Below are 19,223 nucleotides of genomic sequence, written 5' to 3' on the forward strand. Positions count from 1 at the left end.
TTTATGATGTTTGGTCAGTTAATCATAACGAGTCCCGCGATAAACAGACCGAGGGACAGAAGGGTAAATGCGATCCAGCTAAAGATACGGGAGAAGATCTCCCAGTCAGAGGGTTCGGCGTCCCCCGGACGCTTGACCCGGAAGGACAGGTGAAGGCGAAACAGGGTGTCGTCGAATTTAATAAGCAGGGCGGCAAACCCGGCAAGGAAGAGACCCAGAAACCACATCAGGGAATCACCCCGGTGGGCGTCCGCTTCGGGCAGCTGGGAGAATCGGATGAGAGTGGACAGGCTGGGCCGGTGAGGGTCCACCACATTGCCGTCTGCATCGCGTTCCACACCGTTGACGGAATAAGTGATACGGAAGGAGTTGGAATCAGGCTTGCCGTCCTCTCGTATCAACAAAGCCAGATCATCGGTGTATCCGCCCCGGAAAAGAATGCTGTCCCCCTCCCGGATCTCTACACCGATCAGGTCCAAGTACTCCCACTCTCCGCCCGGGGCGGCAGAGGAATCTTTACGGATGGTATAGGGGCCATAGACCGTGTCTCCCCAGTCGTAAGTGACGGTGTCCCTTTCTACTGTGAAGGAGGCGCCCTGGCCGTCCACTTTGGCGGAATACACTGTGGTGTTGCCCTCCGTGGCAGGGAAGTAGAGGGCGTCCTGGTATTCCACGCCGTACTGGCGGCCAATGAAAAAGTAGAGGACGGAAAAAACAGCGACAATGACGATCAAAACGATGGGCAGGATCTTTTTCAGCCGGTCGTACATAATAACAGCCTCCCTTGTAAGAGGTCACCCCTGGCCCCGCAGCTCGATGATACGGTCCCGGAGGACGGCGGCGTACTCGAATTCCAACCGTTTGGACGCCTCCCGCATTTCCTTCTCCAGCTTGGCGATGGCGGCCTCCTTCTCCTTCTTGGACAGGGCCTTCTTGGAGTGGGGCAGCTCGCCCTTGTCCTCGGACAGGTCGATGACGTCCCGCACCGACTTGATGACCGTCTTGGGCACGATGCCGTGGGCCTGGTTAAAGGCGTCCTGCTTGGCACGGCGGCGCTCGGTCTCGTCCATGGCCCGGCGCATGGAGGGGGTGATGGAGTCGGCGTACATGACCACCAGACCCTGGGCGTTTCGGGCGGCACGGCCGATGGTCTGGATGAGGGAGGTCTCGGAGCGGAGGAAGCCTTCCTTGTCGGCATCCAGAATGGCCACCAGGGAGACCTCCGGCAGGTCCAGGCCCTCGCGGAGCAGGTTGATGCCCACCAGCACGTCGAAGGTGCCCAGCCGCAGGTCCCGGATGATCTCCATCCGCTCGATGGTGTCGATGTCGTGGTGCATATACCGCACCTTGATGCCCGCGTTGGTAAGATAGGCGGTGAGATCCTCCGCCATTTTCTTGGTGAGGGTGGTGACCAGCACCCGTTCCTTGCGGGCGGTGCGGTCGTTGATCTCCCCAATGAGATCGTCGATCTGGCCCTCCACCGGGCGGACCTCGATCTTGGGGTCCAGCAGGCCGGTGGGGCGGATGACCTGCTCCACAATCTGGCCGGAGCGCTCCCGCTCATACTCGCCGGGGGTAGCGGACACATAGACCACCTGATTGAGGCGCTTCTGGAACTCCTCAAACTTCAGAGGCCGGTTGTCAAAGGCGCAGGGGAGACGGAAGCCGTAGTCCACCAGGGAGGTCTTTCGGGCCCGGTCGCCGTTGTACATGGCCCGCACCTGAGGCAGGGTCACGTGGCTCTCGTCGATGAAAAGGACAAAATCCTTGGGGAAGTAGTCCAGCAGGGTGTGGGGGGGCGACCCGGCGGGGCGGCCCTCAATGACCCGGCTGTAGTTCTCAATGCCGGTGCAGTAGCCCAGCTCCTGCATCATTTCCACGTCGTACATAGTGCGCTGCTTGATGCGCTGGGCCTCGATGAGCTTGCCCTCCTTCTCAAAGAAGGCCACCCGCTCCTCCAGTTCCTTATAAATTTCCTGGACAGCGGCGTCCATTTTCTCCTTGGGAGTGACATAGTGGGTGGCAGGCCACACCGGAATGGTGTTAAGCCGCCGGATGGGGGCGCCGGTGACCACGTTGATCTCGGAGATGCGGTCGATTTCGTCGCCAAAAAACTCCACCCGGATGGCGGAGTCCTTCCAGTAGGCGGGGAAGATCTCCACCGTGTCTCCCCGGACCCGGAACATATTGCGCTCAAAAGCGATATCATTGCGCTCATAGCGGATGGCAACCAGCTTTTTCAGCAGCTCGTCCCGCTCCATCTGAGCGCCCACCCGGAGGGATACCATCATTTTGGCGAAGTCCTCCGGTTCGCCCAGACCGTAAATACAGGACACCGAGGACACCACGATCACGTCCCGCCGCTCCATCAGGGAGGCGGTGGCCGCCAGCCGCAGCCGGTCGATCTCCTCGTTCACTGCCGAATCCTTTTCAATAAAGGTGTCGGTGTGGGGAATATAGGCCTCAGGCTGGTAGTAGTCGTAGTAGGACACGAAATACTCCACCGCATTGTTGGGGAAGAACTCCTTGAACTCGGCGCACAGCTGGGCGGCCAGGGTCTTGTTGTGGGCCAGCACCAGGGTGGGCCGCTGGACCGCCTCGATGACCTTGGCCATGGTGAAGGTCTTGCCCGAACCGGTGACGCCCAGCAGGGTCTGCTCATCCAGCCCGTTTTCGATGCCTGCCGCCAGGGCGGCAATGGCCTCGGGCTGATCGCCTGCCGGCTGATATTCGCTGACAACTTCAAATTTGGGCATACCATCACCTCTCAGGCATATTGTATCAGAACATCAGTTCCATTGCAACGATGAATCGAAAGAATGTTCTCATGGCTTGTAAAAGCCGCTGTCCCGCAGAGAGACCATGTCGTCATCCACAAAGATCACGTGGTCCACCAGCTCCACGCCCAACTGGGCCAGGACAGGGGCCAGACTGTTGGTGGTGGCGATGTCATCCCCGGAGGGGAAGGCGATCCCGGAGACGTGATTGTGAGCCAGCACCACCGCCGCGGCGTTGAGGGAGAGAGCGGCCTCGGCGATGAGCCGGGTGGTGACATTGACAGCGTTCACGTTACCCTCGCCCAGCTTGCGGATACCCAGTACCTTGCCCTTGCCGTCCATGCACAGCAGGCAGAGCTGCTCGTTGCGGGCGCCGAAAAAATAGGGCTGGAGCAGGGCAAAATAGTCTCTGGTGTTCCGGGCAATGTCGTCCATCTGGGTGCGGGCGGTGAGATAACGGCCGGACAATTCCTTGGCGGCTTTGAACAGAACGGCGGCGTGTTTGCCCACACCTTTGACCTTTTGCAGCTCCTCCGGTGTTGCGTCCAGTACCCCAGCCAGAGAACCAAAATGATTCAGAAGCTCATGGGCCAGGGGATTGGTATCGCTGCGGGGATTTGCGTAGAACAGGAGCAATTCCAGCAGCTTGTGGTCGGGAAAGGAGTCCGGCCGGGCCAGAAATTCAGTTTTTAACCGCTGACGGTGGCCGTCGTGGGTGCCCATGACCGGACTCCTCCTTTATATGATTAGGCCTTTGCGCCGTACTGAGCCAGGTAGGCTTCCATCTTGCTCTTCATCTCGTCGTCAATGTAGACCTTGCCGTCGATCTCCTTATTGTGGAGGAAGGAGATGATCTCCTTGACGGTGACGATGGGGTAGACGGCGATGCCGTAGTCCTCCCGCAGCTCGTCCAGGGTGGAGCAGTCCTTGGTGCCCCGCTCCATACGGTCCACGGACACGATGAGGGCCTTCATGTTCACGTTGGCCACGTGCTTGAAGAGCTCGATGGTCTCGCGCACGGCGGTACCGGCGGTGACCACGTCCTCTACGATGACTACGTCATCCCCGTCCTGGGGCTTGTAGCCCACCATGGAGCCGCCTTCGCCGTGGTCCTTGGCCTCCTTGCGGTTGAAGCAGTAGGGCAGATCCCGGTCATAGTTGCGGTACAAGGAGGCAGCGGCGGTGACAGCCAGAGGGATGCCCTTGTAGGCAGGGCCAAACAGGCAGGTCACGCCCTCGGGCAGATTCTCCTGGATGCAGGCGGCGTAGTAATCGCCCAGCTTGGCGGCCTGAGCGCCGGTCTTGTAGTTGCCGGTGTTGATGAAGTAGGGAGTCTTACGGCCGGACTTGGTGGTGAAGTCGCCGAAGGTGAGCACGCCGGAGCGCACCATGAAGGTGATAAATTCTTCTTTGTAGGTCATGTCAAAAACCTCTCTTCTCAAAATAGTCAAAATATTATACCACTGATGAAGGAACTGGACAAGGGTCTGCGCCGTCCAAAGGAAAGATGGCTTTAGGAAATTTTAATTGTTCTTTTTCCTGCCAATATGATACAATACAGGAACTGATACGAGCGAGGTGTTCTTGTTTGGAATTGCTGCAATGGCTGACGTCCACCAACCTGGGCGAAATGTTGTTTACCATGCTGGTATCCATGGTGCCCATCATAGAACTGCGGGGCGGCGTGCCCTTTGGCACCGCTCTTGGGCTGCCTCCGGGAGAGGCTCTGGTGGCCGCCATCATCGGCAATATGCTGCCCATTCCATTTATTATTGTCTATATCCGGCGGATCTTTCTGTGGATGCGCCGTAAATCTCCAAAGCTGAACCGGCTGGTGGATAAGTTGGAGAAAAAGGCCCATCTGAAGGGGCAGAAAGTGACCAAGTATAAATACATTGGTCTGTGGCTCTTTGTGGCCATCCCGCTGCCCGGCACCGGCGCCTGGACCGGCGCTCTGGCGGCATCCTTCCTGGATATGCCGCTGCGGAAGGCCCTGCCCTCCATCTTCCTGGGCGTGGTCACCGCCGGCCTCATCATGACCTTTGCCACCGGCATCGTGGTCTCCACCGTAGGGAACTGAGTCCCTTTTTTCGCCCCGTGCATAGGATGGGGCGGAGGTGAAGGGTTTGGACGGAATTTTACAGGCCGTATTGGCCCTGCTGGCAGCCATCGGCCTTCTGACCCTGGGCTGGACGCTGTTTGGATGGCTGCTGGCTCCGGCGGAAGGGGACGGCCCGGTTTACGCCGTGGTTCCGGCGGCGGGAGAGGGCGCCCATCTGGAGCAGGACGTAAAACGGCTTCTGTGGCTGCGGGGACGACAGAAAAAGGGGTTTACCATCGTGATCGCCGACGGCGGACTGGACCCGGCGGGGAAAGCGGTGGCCGCCGCTCTGCTCACCGGCGCCACCGGGGTGGTGGTCTGTCCCGCCCAGCGGTTGAGCGAGTACATCACAGAGAAATAGCATTCGACAAATCCGCCTGCGGATGGTATCATATTCTCCAGGTAACACAAGGAGGGGCAGCCATGCAGGAGGAGTCACAGGATTATATGCAGGGCACCGTGTCGGCCGTGATCTACCAGAACGAGGAGAACGGCTACACGGTGCTTCGCCTTGACGTTGGGGACGGGGCTCTGGTCACGGTGGTGGGCTGTATGCCGGGGGTGGCCCCCGGCGAGGGCATCTCGGTCCAGGGCAGCTGGACCCGCCACGCCTCCTACGGGGAGCAGTTCAAGGCGGAGACCGTGGAGCGGCGGCTCCCCGCCGGGGCCAAGGCCATCTTCGACTATCTGTCCTCAGGGGCGGTGCGGGGCATTGGCGCCGCCACCGCCCGGCGGATGATCGAGGAGTTCGGGGAGGACGCCCTCACCGTGCTGGAGGAGCACCCCGAGCAGCTCACCCGCATCAAGGGCATTACCCGCAAGAAGGCTCTGACCATTGGGGAGCACTTCCGGCTCCAGATGGGGATGCGGCGGCTGCTGGCCTTTCTGGGGGAGCATGAGGTGCCCCTCCAGCTGGCCATGCCCCTGTACCGGCGGTACGGGGACCGGGCTCTGGAGGTCATCCGTGGCAACCCCTATCTGATGGTGGACGAGGAACTGGGGGTGGATTTCTCCACCGCCGACGCCCTGGCCCTGTCCATGGGCATGGAGGGGGACGATCCCCAGCGCATCGAGGCGGCCCTCCTGTTTGAGTTGACCTACAATCTGGACAACGGCCACGCCTTCCTGCCCCGGCGGAAGCTGCTGATGGCCACCGGTCAGCTCATCGGCGTGGAGGGGGAGAGCCTGGAGGATGCCCTGGAGACCCTGCTGGAGCGGGGCGAGGTGATTCAGGAGCCGGTGGCAGGGGAGGAGGCCGTCTACCTCCAGGCCCTGTGCGAGGCCGAGCAGTATGTGGCCTGGCGGCTCACCGAGATGTCCCGGGGCGAGCTGGTGGCTCCCCACGGTCTGGATGAACTCATTGACCGTATTCAGGACGACCAGGGCATCGTTTACGCCCCCCAGCAGCGGGAGGCGGTGGCTCTGGCGGCCACCAGTCAGGTGATGCTCCTCACGGGCGGCCCTGGTACCGGCAAGACCACCTCTCTGCGGGGTGTGCTGGCCCTCTTTGACCAGCTGGGGCTGGAGACCGCCCTGGCCGCCCCCACCGGACGGGCGGCCAAGCGGCTGGGAGAGCTGTGCGGGGCGGAGGGATACACCATCCACCGCCTGCTGGAGACCCAGTACGACCCCCGCTCCGGCAAGCTGATCTTTGCCCACGACGAGAGCGATCCCCTGAAGGCGGACGCCGTCATCGTGGACGAGACTTCCATGGTGGACATTGTGCTGATGCAGGGGCTGCTGGCCGCCCTGCGGGACGACTGCCGCCTGATCCTGGTGGGGGACCCGGACCAGCTGCCCAGCGTGGGTCCCGGCAATCTGTTCTCCGATCTCATTCGCAGCGGGGCTATCCCCATGGTGCGGCTCACCGAGATTTTCCGGCAGGCCGCCGAGAGCGCCATCGTCCGCAACGCCCACGGGGTCAACCGGGGCGAACTGCCCGACCTGAAGGACCGGGAGCACGACTTCTTCTTCCTGCGGCGGAAGGACCCGGCCCGGGCCGCCGAGACCATCGTGGAGCTGATCCAGACCCGGCTGCCCAACAATATGGGCATTCCCGCCGATCAGATCCAGGTGCTCTCTCCCACCCGCAAGCGGGTCACCGGCACCGCCTCCCTCAATAGGGCCATTCAGGAGGCGGTCAATCCCGCCCAGCCGGACAAGCCGGAGAAGCGGTTCGGGGAGTATGTGTTCCGACAGGGTGACCGGGTCATGCAGGTACGCAACAACTATGATGTGCTTTGGCATGATGGAGCCGACAGCGGCATGGGCATTTTTAACGGAGATATCGGTACTGTGACCCGGGTGGACAACCGGGAAGGCACCCTCACCGTGGATTTTGAGGGCAGGGTAGTGGAGTACACCCAGGATATGCTGGTGGAGCTGGAGCCCGCCTATGCCATTACCGTACACAAGGCCCAGGGCAGCGAGTACCGGGCGGTGATCCTGGCGGTGAGCGAGGGTGCCCCCATGCTGCTCACCCGGGGAGTGCTGTACACCGCCATCACCCGGGCCCGGGAGCTGCTGATCCTGGTGGGGGATGAGGATGTGGTGGCCACCATGACCGCCAACGACCGCCAGCAGCGGCGGTACTCCGGCCTGCGGTGGCGGCTGGTGCAGATGAAAGAGGATTCCATATGAAAGATGCTTTTATGGCGAGTCTGTTCCATAGGGGCGTTCATGGCGGTGCGCTCTATCTCCAAAGGGATAATGTGTTATACAGGACCAGTAAGAGCCTGCTGGAAGCAGAATATCGCAGCCTGGAACTGCCGTATCACAGGATCGAGTCGGTGAAAACAGGACGGGCACTCTGTTTTCCAACGGTCACATTCTCCATGAAAAATGGTGCTTCCTACCGGTTTCTTGTATTCCATCACAAAACGTTTTTGTCCAGATATCATGTACTTGCCGGGAGAGCGCGATGACTCCGGCACACCAATAAAAAAGGTCCTCTTCCTGATGGGGAAGAGGACCTTTTCGTTTATTCTCTTATTTCGTGCCGAAGATGCGGTCGCCGACATCATCCCCACCCGGCTGAAGCCGTGCGGGGACCCCATATTTCACATCCTCGGGGCAAATGAATTGCCCCTGCGGCAAGGTTTTGCCTGCGGCAAAACGCTTGGACGCGCCAAAGGGCGCGATGCTGGGCGATGCCGAAGGAAGGTTTACTTCGTGCCGAAGATGCGGTCGCCGGCGTCGCCCAGACCGGGCACGATGTAGCCGTGCTCGTTGAGCTTCTCATCCAGAGCGGCGCAGTAGATGTCCACGTCGGGATGATCGTGATGGACCCGCTCGATGCCCTCGGGGGCGGCGATGATGTTCATCAGCTTGATGTGCTTGACCTCGTAGTTCTTGATGAACTGGATGGCAGCGGAGGCGGAGCCGCCGGTGGCCAGCATGGGATCCAGAATGATGACCTCGCGCTCGGCGATGTCGGTGGGCATCTTGCAGTAGTACTCCACAGGCTCCAGAGTGTCAGGGTCACGGTACAGACCGATGTGGCCCACCTTGGCGGAGGGGATCAGGGTCAGGATGCCGTCCACCATACCCAGGCCGGCCCGCAGAACGGGAACGATGGCCAGCTTCTTACCGGCGATGGTCTTGAACTTGGCGGTGGTGATGGGGGTCTTGATCTCTACCTCCTCCATGGGCAGGTCGCGGGTGGCCTCATAGCACATGAGGGTGGCGATCTCAGAGACGACCTGACGGAAGTCCTTGACGCCGGTGGTCTCATCCCGAAGGATAGACAGCTTGTGCTGCAGGAGAGGGTGATCGAGAATGTGTACTTTTTCCATATCCATGGCGCTATTCCCCTTTGTTTTGTTCTTTTGCCAGCCGCTCCCGTTCAGCCTGGGAGAGCCGGTGATAGTTGGGTGCCAGACCCGCCGCGGCGGTCAGCAGGCCCTGCCGGGCAAGCTCCAGACCGCACCGGGCCACGCCCCACGCGCTCTGGAATTGCAGATGGGGGGGCGCCAGGCGGACGTCCAGCCCCAGCCCTTTGAGGGTAGTATAGCATAAAACCGCGCCGTCTCCAACCAGTAATTGCGTTTTTCCGCTGATTTTTAATTCTTCCCCCAGCTCCTCCAGGGAAATGGCGCGGTCGGGGGCCAGCCGTTCCAGTGTTTCGCCGTTGCTGGCAAAGCGGGCATTGTACACCTGATTCCGCCGGGCGTCCATGACAGAACAGATCTCCAGCCCGGTGTGGGCCAGGTTCCAGGCCATGGACTCCAGGGTGGAACAGGCGGCGCAGGGCTTGTTGCCCGGCCAGGCCAGCCCCTTGGCGGCAGCCACGCCGATGCGCAGGCCGGTGAAGGAGCCGGGGCCCGCCGCTACGGCGATGACGTCCACATCCTCCAGGGTAAGGCCACACCCGGAGAGCAGGGAAGTGGTCATGGGCATCAGGGTGACCGAGTGGGTCAGGCCGTTGTTCTGATAGGACTGGGCAATGAGCGTTTCATCCTCGCACAAGGCCGCCGAGCAGGCGGTGGCGGAGGATTCCAGAGCCAGTATTTTCATGGTTGGGGACCTCCCGTAATGGTGATGATGCGCTGGTCGTCATGACTGCCCCGGCGGATGTCCACCCGGATGGTGTCCTCCTCCAGCGCGTCGGCAATGTTTTCGCTCCACTCCACGGCGCACACGCCGCCCCGGGCCAGGTAGTCCTCCCAGCCGATGTCGAACAGCTCGTCCGCCGAGCCCAGCCGGTACATATCAAAGTGGAACAGGGGCAGACGCCCGCCCTCGTACTCGTTGACAATAGTAAAGGTAGGGCTGGTCACCCGCTCCTCCACCCCCAGGCCGCGGGCAAGGCCTCGGGTAAAGGCGGTCTTGCCCGCCCCCAGATCGCCGGTAAAGGCGATGACGCTCCCCGGATTCAGCCGAGCGGCCAGAGCAGCGCCTGCGGCTTCGGTCTCAGCAGGGGAGTTGGTTGTGATCTCCATATAACACCTCGTTTGTTACAGATGAACTGCCTCGCAGAGTTTGCGCCTCTGGGCGCAAATCAAATGGAATCTGTTTTTCCTGATGACATGAGCATCAGAAAAAACACTTCTCAGCCCGTAAGTGTGGGATTTGCACGCACTCAGCGGGCAAATCCTGCGCGCAGCGGGCTGCAAACGCCTCCCCAAAGCAGTACCGCTGCTTTGGGGAGGACTTTAAATGTGAAGATTCTGACAAGATTATAACACACCTGTTTACCAAACGCAAAAAAGATGGTAAACTAATTTGACATACGTCCGGACCCTTGGACAAACAATAAAGGAGGCGAGCCGGTGTCCTGGCTGAGAGATTCCATTCGTTCCTTCTGGCAGCAGGGTGACCGGCTGCTGCTGACCCTGTGCCTGCTGGCCAGCGGGTACGGTCTGGTGCTAATCTTCAGCGCCACCCGTTACCTGGGTGAGGCGGACGCCATGCGCTGCATGATCGTGCAGACGGTGGCGATTATGATGGGTGTTGTAATCTATATGCTCATGTCCTCGGTGGATATCGAGCTGTTTGTGGACAAATCCTGGAAATGGCTGCTGCTGTTCAACCTCGTCATCAACGCCCTGGTACGCACGCCGCTGGGTGTGGAGGTCAACGGCAACCGCAGCTGGCTTCACATCCCCGGCTTTCCTGTCAACCTGCAGCCCGCCGAGCTGGCCAAGCTGACCTTCGTGCTGCTGCTGGCCTGGCAGATGAGCCGGCTGCAGGACAAGGGTATCAGCAGGCCCTCTTCGGTGTTCCAGATCGCGGGGCACACCCTGTTCATGTTCGGCGTGGTGGCGGTGACCTCGGGCGACTTCGGCATGGGCCTGACCTATCTGATGATCTTTGTCATCATGGCCTGGTCCGCCGGGGTGAAGAAGCGGTGGTTCCTGCTGGCTGTGGTAGTAGGCGTGGTGGGTGTGGTGCTGATCTGGCCCCATGTCAAGGATATGTATTATATGAAGCGGTTCACTGTGGTCATCGACCACATTTTCAGCAACCCTGATACCGTCTGGGAACAGACCCAGGGCAAGGGGTGGCAGCAGACCCGCAGCATCCTGGCCATCGGCAGCGGTGGTCTCACCGGCATGGGGTATCTCCAGGGCATCCAGACCCAGAGTAAGTCCCCCACCAGTCTGCCTGCCCGGGAGACCGACGAGATCTTCGCCGTGTGCGGCGAGGAGTTTGGTATGATCGGCTGCCTGCTGCTGCTGGCCCTGCTGGCGGCCATCATTCTGCGGTGCGTGTGGGTGGCCCGCCGGGCCTGTTCTCCCCAGAGCGCCCTCATTGCCATGGGCTATGCCGGTATGCTGCTGACCCAGGTGGGGATCAACGTGGGGATGTGTCTCTATGTGTTCCCGGTGGTAGGTCTCACCCTGCCCTTTATCAGCTATGGCGGCTCCTCGGTCATCACCATGTATGCCGCCATGGGTGTGGTTTCCAGCATTAAAATGCGCTCTTTGCCCAGCTGGCTGCGGGACCGCAGCAGGCTGTAGATGGATAGAGCCCGCTCAATGGGGCAGGCTATGGAGGTAAACAAGAAAGGACGGTTCGCAGCACATGAAGGTCACAAGGATCGAATTGCAGCCCGGCGTCTGGCTGACGGCGGTACAGACCAAAAAATTTAAATCCAGCGTATTGGGGGCCCAGTTCCTCACGCCTCTGACGGCGGAAAAGGCCTCTCTCAACGCGCTGATCCCCATGGTGCTCCGCCGGGGCACCGCCGCCCATCCCGACTTGGAGGCCCTGTCCGCCGCTCTGGATGAGCTGTATGGCGGCTCCCTGGAGCCCATGGTGCGGAAGAAGGGCGAGACCCAGTGCGTGGGCTTTGTAGGCAGCTTTCTGGATGACGCCTACACCCTGAACAAGGAGCAGGTGCTGGAGCCGGCCGCCGCCCTGCTGGCAGAGCTGATTGGCGCCCCCTATACCCAGGACGGGGCCTTCAGTTCCGACTACACCGGGCAGGAGAAGGCCAACCTGGCCGACCGCATCAAGGCCCAGGTCAATGATAAGCGGCAGTACGCCCAGATCCGGGTGGTGGCCGAGATGTGCGCCGGTGAACCCTTCGGCGTGGACAAGCTGGGCAGCCTGGAGGCGGTGGAGGCCATTACTCCCCAGACTCTGTGGGCGGGTTATCAGGTCCTGCTGAAGGAGGCTCGGGTGGAGCTCTACTACTGCGGCTCGGCGGACGCTCAGCGGGTACAGGCGGCCTTTGGGCCCCTGCTGGCGGTGCTGCCGGTGGGGGAGCGGGCCGGTCTGGTCCGCCCCGCCAAGGGAAAGGCGCCCAAGCAGGCCAGACGGGTGGAGGAGGCTCTGGACGTGACCCAGGGCAAGCTGGCCATGGGCTTCCGCACCAACTGCGACGCCTGGGACCAGAACTACCCGGCCCTCACCCTGGTCAACGCCATCTATGGCGGCACCACCACCTCCAAGCTGTTTATGAATGTCCGGGAAAAGCTGAGCCTGTGCTACTACGCCAGCTCCGGCCTGATGAAATACAAGGACGTGATGCTGGTCTCCTCCGGCGTGGAGTTTGACAAGGTGGGGCAGGCGGAGGCCGAGATCCTCTCCCAGCTCTACAAGTGCCAGACTGGGGACTTCTCCGACGATGAGCTGGAGTGGGCCCGCCGGTCGGTGGTGAGCACCCTGCGCACCACGCTGGACACCCAGGCCCGGCTGGAGGACTATTGGCTGGGCCAATCCGCCGCCGGTCTTACCGACGGCCCCGACGACATGGCCGCCCGGGTGGAGGCCGTTACACGGGCCCAGGTGGTGGAGGCCGCTCAGGACCTGACCCTGGACACCGTATATTTCCTGAAAGGCAGGGAGTGATTCTATGGTAAGCAAGCAGTACCCCCGGCTGGGGGAGACCGTATTTCATGAGATCCTGGAGAACGGGCTCCACATCTATGTGGACCGCCGCCGGGACTTCCAGAAGAGCTACGCTTTCTTTGCCACCAACTACGGCGGCATGGATATGCGCTTTTTCCAGGACGGCCGGTGGAAGGATACCCCGGCGGGGGTGGCCCACTTCCTGGAGCACAAGATGTTTGACACCGAGGACGGCAACGCCCTCCAGGACCTGGCGGCCAACGGAGCCTCTCCCAACGCCTTCACCAGCTCCGCCATCACCGGCTACTACTTTGAGAGCACCGAGAAGTTCTTCGACAACCTGAAGATCCTGCTCTCCTTTGTGTCCATCCCTTACTTTACCCAGGAGAGCGTGGACAAGGAGCAGGGCATCATCGGTCAGGAGATCCGCATGGTGGAGGACGACCCGGAGAACCAGGTGTTCTACGCCCTGATGGAGTGCCTGTACGATCACCATCCCATCCGGGTGCCCATCGCCGGTACCCAGGAGTCCATCTCCCACATTACCGCCGGCACCCTCTATTCCTGCCACAAGGCCTTCTATAACCCGGCCAACATGGTGCTCACCGTGGCGGGCGACGTGGACCCGGAGCAGGTGTGCGCCATTGCCAAGGAGATCCTGCCCAAGGACTCTCTGGGCCAGATGGAGCGGGACTACGGCGGGGAGGAGGCCCCCAAAGCCGCGGCCTCCGAGAAGGAACTGACCATGGAGGTGTCTACTCCCATCTTCATGCTGGGCTTCAAGTGCGATCCCGCCAAGAAGGGAGAGGAGTGGATGCGCCGGGAGCTGGCGGGCGAGCTGGCCTGCGAGGCTCTGCTGGGCAACTCCACCCCCCTGTATGCCCGGCTGTACAGCCAGGGGCTGATCAACAAGAATTTCAGCTACGGCTTTGAGCTTTATCCCGGCTGCGCTATGATGGTGGCCGGCGGCGAGAGCCGTGACCCCAAGAAGGTGCGGGACGCGGTGCTGGCCGAAGGGGAGCGTCTGGCCCGGGAGGGTATCGACCCCGGCCTGTTCCAGCGGCTGAAGAAGGGCGTCTACGGCGCCAAGGTCCGGGGCCTCAACTCCTTTGAGTTTACCTGTATCTCCATGGCCCAGTCCCACTTTACCGGGGTGGACTACTTCAAGTTCCCGGAGATTTTCGACTCCATCGACCAGGCCTGCGTGGAGGACTGCATCCGCAGCTGGGTGACCGCTGAGCGGTGCGGCTTGGCCGTGGTGCGCCCGGGGGAGGGTGAGGCCTAATGGGTACCGTATCCTTTCCCGGCCTGGGGCTGGAACTGACCATGAATCCCATCGCCTTCCGGGTCTTTGGATGGCCCGTCCACTGGTACGGCATGATCATCGCCGCCGGCTTCTTGCTGGCGGTGGTGTATTGCTCCCGGAAGGCGCCCCAGTTCGGCATCCGCCAGGATGATATCATCGATATGCTCTTTTTTGCCGTGCCCCTGTCCATCATCGGGGCCCGGCTGTACTACATCATTTTCTACCTGGATTTGTACCGCAGGCCGGACGGCTCGCTGGACTTCGGGGCCATGGTGCGCATCTGGGACGGCGGCCTGGCCATCTACGGCGGCGTCATCGTTGCGGTCATCACCCTGTTCGTGTTCTGCAAGGTGCGGAAGATCAAATTTCTGGCCTTTGCCGACCTGGGCGCCTACGGAATGCTCATCGGTCAGCTGGTGGGCCGGTGGGGCAACTTTGTCAACATCGAGGCCTATGGCGGACCCACCGATCTGCCCTGGCGCATGGGCATCTACGAGTATGTGAACGGTGCCCGGCAGTATGTAGAGGTCCATCCCACCTTCCTGTACGAGTCCCTGTGGAACCTGGTGGGGTTGGTGCTGCTCATCGTCATCGCCAAAAAGTGGCGCAAGTTTGACGGACAGATCTTTTTGAGCTATTTTGCCTGGTACGGGGTGGGCCGGGGCTTCATCGAGGGTCTGCGGACCGACAGCCTGTACTTCTTCAATACCCCCATCCGGGTGTCTCAGGTGTTCGGCTTTGCCACCGCCGCCATCGCCATTGTGGCTTTGGTCTACCTGCTGGGCTTCCGCAAGCATGACCCGGACAAGCTGTGGGTCAATCAGATGAAGGCCCATCCCCGGCTGGTGGCTCTGGTCTACCCTGAGGGACAGGGCGGCAAGTGGCTGACCAACCAGAAAAAGCGACTGGAGCAGGATTTTGCCAAGGTGGAGGAGTATGCCCTCCCCACCGATGCGCCTGCCGAGGACAAGGCGGAGATGATCGCCGCCCTGAAGGAGCGTTCCGACCTGAAAGAAGTGCTGGTCATGGACGAGGAAAAGAAATAGACTGCTCTGCCGGTATCTTCAGTCCGGCGCGCAGCATACCCGGAAGGAACGCCGTACCCCATGGATGACGGCGTTCCTTCTTTCTTACGAAGAAAGGCGGTGTGAGAATTGTATACTTATGACACTTTGGAAAAGGTTCCGCTTCATGAGATGGCCCGGTGTCTGAACCTGGCCTTTTCCGACTATGCCGTTCCCGTCCATCTGGAAGAAACTGAACTCCCCGGATTTTTTGCCGCCAGCGGCATTGAGGAAAAACGGTCCTTTGGTGCCTTTCTGGATGGCAGGCTGATAGGTTTCCTCTTTCACGCCTGTCATCCATATCAGGGTCAGTCTGCCGCCTTTGCTGTGGGCGCGGGCGTGGTGCCGGGCCACCGGGGGAAGGGGGTATTCGCCAGCCTCTTTGCGCTGGCGGAACAGAGATTGAGACAGATCTCAACTGAGGCATACTATCTGGAGGTATTGCAGCAGAACGAGCGGGCCGTTGCGCTGTATGAGCGGCTGGGTTTTTCCATAACAAGAGAGTTGGCGGTGTTGCGTGCTGTCGCCAATCACAATGAACCGGCGGCTGAAGGGGCAGCCTGGGCTCCGTTTACCGGCCTGGATCTGGCGGAGGGCTGCCGCCGTGCCCGGTACTCCTTTGAGCATTCCGACCATGTTTTGGTGCTCCATCCCGAGAGGTATGGCGTTGTCTATCGAAAGAATGATAAGATTTCTGCCTATTGCATTTTTTCCAAGGCAGACGGCAGCCTGTGTCAACTGGGTTACCGCAGTCTGGAAGATCTGAGGAAGGTCGTTCAGACCCTCCTCGAACGATATGGCTGCATTACAGCCAAAAACATCGACTCAGATGACGCAGAGGTGTTGGATATGCTCGCCTCTCTGGGCTTTCAAACGGTGGTCAAACAATTTGAAATGGTGAAGCGCCTTCAGTGACGTTTAAGCAAAGATGCCTCCCGACCTTTGGGTCGGGAGGCATCTTTGCGTTTTTGTGGTCATAAAGGGGGACGGGCCCTCATAGGGATAGGGCAGACACCAAAGAAGGATGTGACGCTATGCGGGAACAAGGGGATGTAACGCGGTATTTACAGGCGGCGGCTCTGCTGCCGCCCCATCTGCGGCGGCAGGCGGAGGGGGTGGACAAGTCCAGTCAGGCTGTGGCCGAGGAGCTGCGGCTGCGGGCGGGCAGGCCAATGACGGTGGTGTGCCCCACGGGGGAGCGGCCCCTGCCCGGTGGTGAGCCGGTGAGTCCAGCGGACCTGAGCCTGGTGGTGGAGATCGCCACCCGTGCCTCCGCCCACACTGCCATGGAGCGGATGAGAAGCGGCTTTTTTACCGTGCCGGGCGGCCACCGCATCGGCATCTGCGGCAGCGCTGTGGTGAAGGATGGCGCGGTGTTCAATCTTCGGCAGCTGTCCTCCCTGGCCATCCGCATTGCCCGGCAGGTACCGGGAGCCGCCGCCGCTGTGGCGGACAGGCTGTGGGAGGGGGATCGCTTTCAAAGCACCCTCATCCTGTCCCCGCCGGGAGGCGGCAAGACCACCCTGCTGCGGGATCTGATCCGCCGGTTGTCCGACGGAGGGAGCCACCCGCCCCTGCGGGTGGGGGTGGCCGACGAGCGGGGCGAGCTGGCGGCCATGTACAACGGCCTGCCCCAGTTTGACGTGGGGCGGCAGACCGATGTGATGGACGGCTGTCCCAAGGCGGAGGGATTGATGATGCTGCTGCGGGGGATGAATCCCCAGGTGCTGGTCGCCGACGAGATCACCGCGCCCCAGGACTGTGCCGCCCTGCTGCTGGCGGCCAACTGCGGCGTGCGCCTTCTCTGTACCGCCCACGCCGCCGACCTGGAGGACCTGAAGACCCGGCCTCTGTACCGGCCTCTGCTGGAAAACCGCTGCTTTCAGAAGCTGGCGGTGCTCACTCGGGGGCCGGAGGGCCGGAGCTGTCAGGTGTACGAGCTGTGATCCGGCTGATGGGCGCCCTGCTGACGGTGGGAGGCGGGGCCTTTCTGGGTTTTGACGCCCACCGGCGGCTGAATCGGCGTGCCAGGGTGCTGCGGCAGCTGGCCGGGGCGCTGGAGCAGATGGACCGGGAGATCTCCTTCCGCCTTACGCCCATGCCCCAGCTGATGGAGGAGTTGGCTGCCGATTATCCGCCGCCGGTGGGGGAACTGTTCGCCAACTGCCGGAAGGGCATGGAGGAGCTGGGGGAGCGCTCCCTGGCGGAGATCTGGCGGCAGGCTCTGGCGGATACCCCGCTGGATCTGGAGGGTCGGGCTGCCGGGATTCTGGACGAGCTGGGGGAGGTATTGGGCCGGTTTGAGGAGTCCGGCCTGCGCTCCGCTCTGGCCCGGGCGGTGGCGGAACTGACCCGGGAGGCGGAACTTGCCCGGGAGGACGGGGAAAAGCGGGGCAGGATGTATCAGGTGCTGGGCTTGACCTGCGGCGGGCTGCTGGTCATTCTGCTGCTTTAAAGGAGTTAAAAACATGGATGTGGATCTGATCTTTAAAATCGCCGCCATCGGAATTCTGGTGTCGGTGCTCAATCAGGTGCTCTCCCGGTCGGGCCGGGACGAGCAGGCCACCATGACCACCCTGGCGGGGCTGGTGGTGGTACTTATGATGGTGGTCCAGCAGATCAGCAGTCTGTTTGAACTGGTCAAGGACCTGTTCGGGCTGTAGCCATGGAAACCATGCTGAAGGTGGGGGCGGTGGCCGTCCTGGGCGCTCTGTGCGCCGTGATGGTGAAGGGCACCGCCCGGCAGCTGGCTCTGGTGCTTTCCATGGCCGCCGCCGCTGTGGTGCTGGGCCTGGCCCTGGGGGCGGTGGAGGACGTGGTGGCCATGGCGGAGGAGCTGCAGGATATGGCGGGGCTGTCCCCTGCGGTGGTGGCCCCCGTCATCAAGACGGTGGGCATTGCCATCCTCACCCACATCGCTGCCCAGGTATGCAAGGACGCGGGGGAGGGAGGCATTGCCGCCGTCACCGAGACGGCCGGCTCCGCCCTGGCCCTGTGTACCGCCCTGCCCCTGCTGCGGGCGGTGCTGGACACGGTGGCCCAGCTGCTGTGAGAAGCTGGTACAAAAGAGGAGGGAAGGACCATGATACGGCGTTTGGCGGTGCTGATCGTGCTGCTGACGGTGCTGACAGGTACGGCCTGGGCCAGCCAGGGCGTACTGGACGCCCAGTCGGCTGCTCTGGACCTGGAGGGGCTGGAGAATGCCGGGGCGGAGTGGATGCCCGACGTGGACCTGTCTGCCGGGCTGGATCTGGACGGCAGCATCGGCCAGATCCTGGACACCGGCAGCGCCGAGCTGGGGAGCGTGATCCGCAAGGCCCTGCGCAGCGGGGCCCTGCTGCTGGCGGTGGTGCTCTTCTGCTCTCTGGCCGAGGGCATGGGGGCGGGCCAGGGGCCGGTGAACGGGGTGGCTCTGGTGGGGGCCCTGGCGGTGACCGCCATTGCGGCGGCTGACGCAAACTCCCTCATCGGCATGGGCCGGGAGGCCATGGAGCATATGGACAGCTTCTCCAAGCTGCTGCTGCCTGCGGTGACGGCGGCGGCCTCCGCCGCCGGGTCCCCGGGAGGCGCGGTGGCCCGGCAGCTGGCCACCATGCTCTTTTCCGACCTGCTCATCACCCTGATCAACCGGGTGCTGCTGCCCCTGGTGTATACCTATATCGCGGCCTGTGTGGCCTGGGCTGCGGTGGGCAACGATGGCCTCAAGCGGATGGCGGCTACCCTCAAGTGGGCGGTGACCACGGTGCTTACCGGCACCCTCATCCTCTTTGTCACCTATCTCACCATCAGCGGGGTCATCGCGGGCACCACCGACGCTCTGACAGTGAAGGCCGCCAAGTTCACCATGTCCAGCATGGTGCCGGTGGTGGGCGGCATCCTGTCCGACGCGGCGGAGACCGTGCTGGCGGGGGCGGGGGTGCTGAAAAATACGGTGGGAGTGTTCGGGATGCTGGTGGTCATTGGCATCTGCCTGGTGCCTTTCCTACAGCTGGGCTTCCACTATCTGACCTATAAGGTGTCCTCCGCTCTCAGCGCCGCCCTGTCGGGCAGCCGGGTGGCCGCCCTCATCGACCAGATCGGCGGGGCCTTTGGACTGATCCTGGGGATGACCGGGGCCTGCGCCCTGCTGCTGCTCATCTCCATGATCTCCGCCGTGTCGCTGGCAGGGGGGTGAGACC

General features: G+C 61.9%; 21 protein-coding genes. 14 read left to right on the forward strand and 7 right to left on the reverse strand.

Annotated elements, in window-relative coordinates; genetic code table 11:
• Window positions 1-14: 14 nt before the first annotated feature.
• The 4 genes from WHJ28_RS01355 to pyrE all read right to left on the reverse strand — a co-directional run bounded on the left by WHJ28_RS01355 (window position 15) and on the right by pyrE (window position 4,198).
• A complete protein-coding gene (locus WHJ28_RS01355) occupies window positions 15-770 on the reverse strand; it encodes a DUF6199 family natural product biosynthesis protein (protein ID WP_340039270.1) in 756 nt (251 codons plus the stop codon).
• Between the two features lie 24 nt (window positions 771-794).
• Window positions 795-2,756 carry an excinuclease ABC subunit UvrB gene (gene uvrB, locus WHJ28_RS01360; protein WP_340039271.1) on the reverse strand — a complete coding sequence of 654 codons (1,962 nt, stop codon included), beginning with the start codon at window positions 2,754-2,756 and terminating at the stop codon, window positions 795-797.
• Window positions 2,757-2,825: 69 nt separating this feature from the next.
• The gene (locus tag WHJ28_RS01365) at window positions 2,826-3,500 is read right to left on the reverse strand and encodes a JAB domain-containing protein (RefSeq protein ID WP_340039272.1); all 675 of its coding nucleotides are present in this window, start codon (window positions 3,498-3,500) and stop codon (window positions 2,826-2,828) included.
• Between the two features lie 23 nt (window positions 3,501-3,523).
• On the reverse strand, window positions 3,524-4,198 hold the full coding sequence (gene pyrE, locus WHJ28_RS01370) for an orotate phosphoribosyltransferase (RefSeq protein ID WP_340039273.1): 675 nt from the start codon (window positions 4,196-4,198) through the stop codon (window positions 3,524-3,526).
• A gap of 167 nt (window positions 4,199-4,365) precedes the next feature.
• Here pyrE and WHJ28_RS01375 point away from each other — a divergent pair, with 167 nt between their 5' ends.
• From WHJ28_RS01375 to WHJ28_RS01390, 4 genes are all read left to right on the forward strand, one after another.
• A complete protein-coding gene (locus WHJ28_RS01375; RefSeq protein ID WP_340039274.1) occupies window positions 4,366-4,857 on the forward strand; it encodes a COG2426 family protein in 492 nt (163 codons plus the stop codon).
• Between the two features lie 46 nt (window positions 4,858-4,903).
• Window positions 4,904-5,239: a hypothetical protein gene (locus WHJ28_RS01380; protein WP_340039275.1), complete on the forward strand. Its 336-nt coding sequence runs from the start codon at window positions 4,904-4,906 to the stop codon at window positions 5,237-5,239.
• Between the two features lie 62 nt (window positions 5,240-5,301).
• Complete coding sequence (gene recD2 / locus WHJ28_RS01385; protein ID WP_340039276.1) at window positions 5,302-7,518, forward strand: SF1B family DNA helicase RecD2; 2,217 nt, start codon at window positions 5,302-5,304, stop codon at window positions 7,516-7,518.
• Complete coding sequence (locus WHJ28_RS01390; protein WP_340039277.1) at window positions 7,515-7,802, forward strand: hypothetical protein; 288 nt, start codon at window positions 7,515-7,517, stop codon at window positions 7,800-7,802. Before recD2 ends, WHJ28_RS01390 begins: the two co-directional genes overlap by 4 nt.
• Window positions 7,803-8,042: 240 nt before the next feature.
• On the opposite strand, the gene upp is transcribed toward WHJ28_RS01390, so the two are convergent.
• The 3 genes from upp to tsaE are packed head-to-tail and all read right to left on the reverse strand — an operon-like array spanning window position 8,043 to window position 9,818.
• Window positions 8,043-8,672, reverse strand: a complete 630-nt coding sequence (gene upp, locus WHJ28_RS01395) for a uracil phosphoribosyltransferase (protein WP_340039474.1) — start codon at window positions 8,670-8,672, stop codon at window positions 8,043-8,045.
• A gap of 10 nt (window positions 8,673-8,682) precedes the next feature.
• Window positions 8,683-9,393 (reverse strand): tRNA (adenosine(37)-N6)-threonylcarbamoyltransferase complex dimerization subunit type 1 TsaB, encoded by a 711-nt coding sequence (gene tsaB / locus WHJ28_RS01400; protein ID WP_340039278.1) that lies wholly within the window; start codon window positions 9,391-9,393, stop codon window positions 8,683-8,685.
• Entirely contained in the window at window positions 9,390-9,818 is a 429-nt protein-coding gene (tsaE, locus tag WHJ28_RS01405; RefSeq protein WP_340039279.1) for a tRNA (adenosine(37)-N6)-threonylcarbamoyltransferase complex ATPase subunit type 1 TsaE, read from the reverse strand. Before tsaE ends, tsaB begins: the two co-directional genes overlap by 4 nt.
• Window positions 9,819-10,148: 330 nt before the next feature.
• Between tsaE and WHJ28_RS01410 the strand changes: the two genes are divergently transcribed.
• The 10 genes from WHJ28_RS01410 (at window position 10,149) to WHJ28_RS01455 (ending at window position 19,219) form a co-directional block, all read left to right on the forward strand.
• Window positions 10,149-11,339 (forward strand): FtsW/RodA/SpoVE family cell cycle protein, encoded by a 1,191-nt coding sequence (locus WHJ28_RS01410; protein WP_340039280.1) that lies wholly within the window; start codon window positions 10,149-10,151, stop codon window positions 11,337-11,339.
• 64 nt (window positions 11,340-11,403) lie between these two features.
• Window positions 11,404-12,675 (forward strand): EF-P 5-aminopentanol modification-associated protein YfmF, encoded by a 1,272-nt coding sequence (gene yfmF, locus WHJ28_RS01415; RefSeq protein WP_340039281.1) that lies wholly within the window; start codon window positions 11,404-11,406, stop codon window positions 12,673-12,675.
• A gap of 4 nt (window positions 12,676-12,679) precedes the next feature.
• Window positions 12,680-13,960 (forward strand): EF-P 5-aminopentanol modification-associated protein YfmH, encoded by a 1,281-nt coding sequence (gene yfmH / locus WHJ28_RS01420; protein ID WP_340039282.1) that lies wholly within the window; start codon window positions 12,680-12,682, stop codon window positions 13,958-13,960.
• Entirely contained in the window at window positions 13,960-15,027 is a 1,068-nt protein-coding gene (lgt, locus tag WHJ28_RS01425) for a prolipoprotein diacylglyceryl transferase (RefSeq protein ID WP_340039283.1), read from the forward strand. Before yfmH ends, lgt begins: the two co-directional genes overlap by 1 nt.
• A gap of 108 nt (window positions 15,028-15,135) precedes the next feature.
• Window positions 15,136-15,960: a GNAT family N-acetyltransferase gene (locus tag WHJ28_RS01430; protein ID WP_340039284.1), complete on the forward strand. Its 825-nt coding sequence runs from the start codon at window positions 15,136-15,138 to the stop codon at window positions 15,958-15,960.
• 119 nt (window positions 15,961-16,079) lie between these two features.
• Entirely contained in the window at window positions 16,080-16,991 is a 912-nt protein-coding gene (locus tag WHJ28_RS01435) for a stage III sporulation protein AB (protein ID WP_340039286.1), read from the forward strand.
• On the forward strand, window positions 16,988-17,500 hold the full coding sequence (locus WHJ28_RS01440) for a stage III sporulation protein AB (protein ID WP_340039287.1): 513 nt from the start codon (window positions 16,988-16,990) through the stop codon (window positions 17,498-17,500). The genes WHJ28_RS01435 and WHJ28_RS01440 overlap by 4 nt, the downstream gene beginning before the upstream one ends.
• Window positions 17,501-17,513: 13 nt before the next feature.
• Window positions 17,514-17,708 carry a stage III sporulation protein AC gene (spoIIIAC, locus tag WHJ28_RS01445; protein ID WP_087333928.1) on the forward strand — a complete coding sequence of 65 codons (195 nt, stop codon included), beginning with the start codon at window positions 17,514-17,516 and terminating at the stop codon, window positions 17,706-17,708.
• 2 nt (window positions 17,709-17,710) lie between these two features.
• Window positions 17,711-18,097, forward strand: coding sequence for a SpoIIIAC/SpoIIIAD family protein (locus WHJ28_RS01450; protein WP_340039288.1), 387 nt, complete (start codon window positions 17,711-17,713; stop codon window positions 18,095-18,097).
• A 30-nt stretch (window positions 18,098-18,127) separates the two neighbouring features.
• Window positions 18,128-19,219: a stage III sporulation protein AE gene (locus WHJ28_RS01455; protein ID WP_340039289.1), complete on the forward strand. Its 1,092-nt coding sequence runs from the start codon at window positions 18,128-18,130 to the stop codon at window positions 19,217-19,219.
• The last annotated feature ends 4 nt before the right edge of the window (window positions 19,220-19,223 follow it).

Origin of the sequence: Flavonifractor porci (assembly GCF_037572415.1) — a bacterium.
GTDB lineage: Bacteria > Bacillota > Clostridia > Oscillospirales > Oscillospiraceae > Flavonifractor > Flavonifractor porci.